This window comes from Mesorhizobium sp. M7A.F.Ca.US.014.04.1.1 (assembly GCF_003998745.1).
GTDB lineage: Bacteria > Pseudomonadota > Alphaproteobacteria > Rhizobiales > Rhizobiaceae > Mesorhizobium > Mesorhizobium ciceri.
Genome location: NZ_RZRW01000643.1, coordinates 1 through 3025, shown reverse-complemented (window position 1 = coordinate 3025; position 3025 = coordinate 1). Strand labels below are relative to the sequence as shown.

The window sequence follows — 3025 nt, the reverse complement described above, 5'->3', positions numbered from 1 at the left end:
ACCGAGCTCGACATTGCAACGGCAACGCCAAGCGAAAGCGTCGCGAAGACGCGCGCTGCCTGGGCAATCGTCGATCTGGGTCGGCTCAACATGATGTGTCCACTGGTAGACGAGCGGGCGAAAGATGAAAAGTCGGCGCCGGAAACTTCCTCAACTTGTGATCCTCACATCAATCGGGCATTTGTGCGGCACATGCGCCAGTGCCTGGCGCCGTCAGTCATCGGGAATACTGGTTAAATGGTCGTTTCGCTCTCACGCCGCGGCAATGTCGAGCCCTTCCATGCGATGGACATTCTGGCAGAGGCAAACCGGCTGAAGTCCCAGGGCGTGCCGGTTGTTTCGATGGCCGTCGGCCAACCCTCCGATCCCGCACCGGTTCTGGTTCGCGCCGCAGCAGCCAAGGCGCTGCAGGATGGGCGCATCGGCTACACCGACGCGCTCGGACTGGCAGGTTTGCGCAAGGCGATAGCCGGACACTACGCCGATCACTATGGGCTTGATATCGAGCCCGGCCGGATCGCGGTGACCACCGGATCGCCGGCCGCCTTCAATCTTGCCTTCCTGGCGATGTTCGATCGGGGTGACCGCGTCGCCATCGCGGCACCCGGTTACCCTGCCTACCGCAACATCATGGCCGCACTCGGCATAGAGGTGGTCGAGATCGAGCTCGGCGACGCCGCCTACCTGCATGCCGGCCATTTGGAAGCCGCGCATCGTGAAAAGCCGCTGAAAGGCGTTCTCTTCGCCAGTCCCGCCAATCCAACCGGCGCGGTCATACCAGCCGATGAACTGGCGGCTCTGGTAAGGACGGCACAGGACCTCGGCATCGCCGTCATCTCCGACGAAATCTATCACCGGCTGGCCTATGCCGCCCCCGACACCACGGCACTTGCCTATGGCGGCGATGTGACGGTGATCAATTCCTTCTCCAAATATTACTGCATGACCGGCTGGCGAATCGGCTGGATGGTGCTGCCGCAGGAACTGGTGCGGCCGGTCGAGCGCGTCGCCCAGAGCCTCTACATCTCGCCGCCGGAGCTATCGCAGATTGCCGCGATCGAAGCGTTCAGGGCGACCGAGGAACTGGAGGCGGTAAAAGGCCGCTACGCCTGGAATCGCGAGCTCTTGATGAAACGCCTGCCGGAACTCGGCTTTCCGCTGGCGGCGCCCATGGACGGCGCCTTTTATGCGTTCTGTGACGTCACCAGGCATACCAATGACAGCATGGCCTTCGCGCGAAAGATGCTGGCCGAGGCGCATGTTGCAGCAACGCCCGGCCGCGACTTCGACACTCAGGCTGGGCACCGGACCATGCGTTTCTCCTACGCCGGCAGCCACGACGACATGGTCGAGGCAATGGTGCGCATCGAACGCTGGTTGAGGTAGCACCATGCCGGAACTTGAACAGGCCCCCAAACTTGATCGGGCATTGGCCGAAGTCGCCGCCGAAATGGCCGAGCGCACCGATCGCGGCGACGTCGCTTCCTACATTCCGCAGCTGGGCAAGGTCGATCCGAAGAAGTTCGGCATCGCGGCGGTCACCAATGACGGCCGCGTGCTGATGGCCGGCGATGCCGACCAGGCATTTTCCATCCAGAGCATCTCGAAAGTGTTCACGCTGACACTGGCGCTCGGCAATGTCGGTGACGCGCTTTGGCAGCGGGTAGGCCGCGAACCGTCAGGCAATCCATTCAACTCGATCGTGCAGCTCGAGCATGAGAACGGCATTCCGCGCAACCCGTTCATCAATGCCGGCGCCATTGTCATTTCCGACATCCTGCTTGCCGGCCACCAGCCGCGCGAGGCGATCGGCGAAATCCTGCGCTTCATCCAGTTCCTCGCCGACGACGAAACGATCATCATCGATCGTGAGGTCGCGGCGTCCGAACGGGCCACCGGCTATCGCAACTTCGCGCTTGCCAACTACATGAAATCCTTCGGCAATCTCCACCACGCGCCGGAGCTGGCGCTGGGCGTCTACTTCCACCATTGCGCCATCGCAATGAGTTGCCGGCAACTGGCGCTCGCCGGCCGCTTTCTCGCCAATGGCGGCAAGAACCCGGCGACCGGGCATTCCGTGGTGTCGGCCGAACGGGCACGCCGCATCGGCGCGATGATGCTGACCTGCGGTCACTATGATGGCTCCGGCGATTTCGCCTTCCGCGTCGGCATCCCCGGCAAGAGCGGCGTCGGCGGCGGCATATTGGGCATCGTGCCGGGCGTGGCGTCGCTTGCCGTCTGGTCGCCCGGCCTCAATGCCAACGGCAACTCCAAGCTGGGGTCGATCGCGCTGGAAAAGCTGGCCAGGATGATGAACTGGTCGATCTTCGCGCCGTGATGCATGTCGCCCAAAAGGTGCGGAGCGGTTTTGGGACAACGACATGCATAAAAATCAAGGAAGCGTTTTAGCCTTTCGCGATCCGGAATAGCGCCAGATAAGAAAATCCCGCACCGTCTTCGAGACGGCGCGGGATTTTTTGTCAACAAACTAGCTCAGGTGGCTGAAAGGCTTAGAAAAAGCCCTTCCGCTGCCACCATCCGCCGCGTTTCGGCTTGTCGTCGGTCTTGTCGTCGGTCTTGTCCTCGGCCTTGGCCGCGGGTTCTTCCGCTACAGTCGAAGACACCACCGGCTCGACCGGCGCATTCACCGCCGCCGGCTTGCGCCGCGACGGGCGGGCCTTCGGTGCCTTCTCGACAGCCGCTGCTTCGTCGGACGCCGTGGCCGGCGTCTCGACCGGTGCTTCCGCCTCGGCAGCCGGCTCTTCGGCGACGATTTCGGCTGCGGCCTTCTTCGGCTTGGCGGCACGGCGTGGCTTCTTCGGCTTCTCCATGCTCGGCGCGTCGTCATTGGCCGGAGCAAGCACCACCGGCTCTTCGGCCGCTGCGGTAACCACCGGCTCGCTGGCGATCACCTCGGTTGCCGAGACTTCGCCTTCGGACGCGTCGGCTGCTTCGCCAGCACTTGCCTCAGCCTCGCCTTCACCGTCTTCGCGGCGGTTGCGCTTGCCGCCGCGAAGACGGTGAA

General features: G+C 63.2%; 3 protein-coding genes and 1 pseudogene. 3 read left to right on the top strand and 1 reads right to left on the bottom strand.

Annotated elements, in window-relative coordinates; all coding sequences use genetic code 11:
• The 3 genes from EOA22_RS38255 to EOA22_RS29160 form a co-directional block, all read left to right on the top strand.
• The coding region (locus EOA22_RS38255) for a hypothetical protein (protein WP_206521350.1) at nucleotides 1-237 on the top strand (237 nt) is incomplete at its 5' end.
• A complete protein-coding gene (locus EOA22_RS29165; RefSeq protein ID WP_063168093.1) occupies nucleotides 238-1386 on the top strand; it encodes an aminotransferase class I/II-fold pyridoxal phosphate-dependent enzyme in 1149 nt (382 codons plus the stop codon).
• 4 nt (nucleotides 1387-1390) lie between these two features.
• Nucleotides 1391-2338 carry a glutaminase gene (locus EOA22_RS29160; protein ID WP_013531363.1) on the top strand — a complete coding sequence of 316 codons (948 nt, stop codon included), beginning with the start codon at nucleotides 1391-1393 and terminating at the stop codon, nucleotides 2336-2338.
• Nucleotides 2339-2510: 172 nt separating this feature from the next.
• Here EOA22_RS29160 and EOA22_RS29155 read toward each other — a convergent pair.
• Nucleotides 2511-3025 (bottom strand): annotated as a pseudogene (locus EOA22_RS29155) (ribonuclease E/G); the annotation flags it as partial.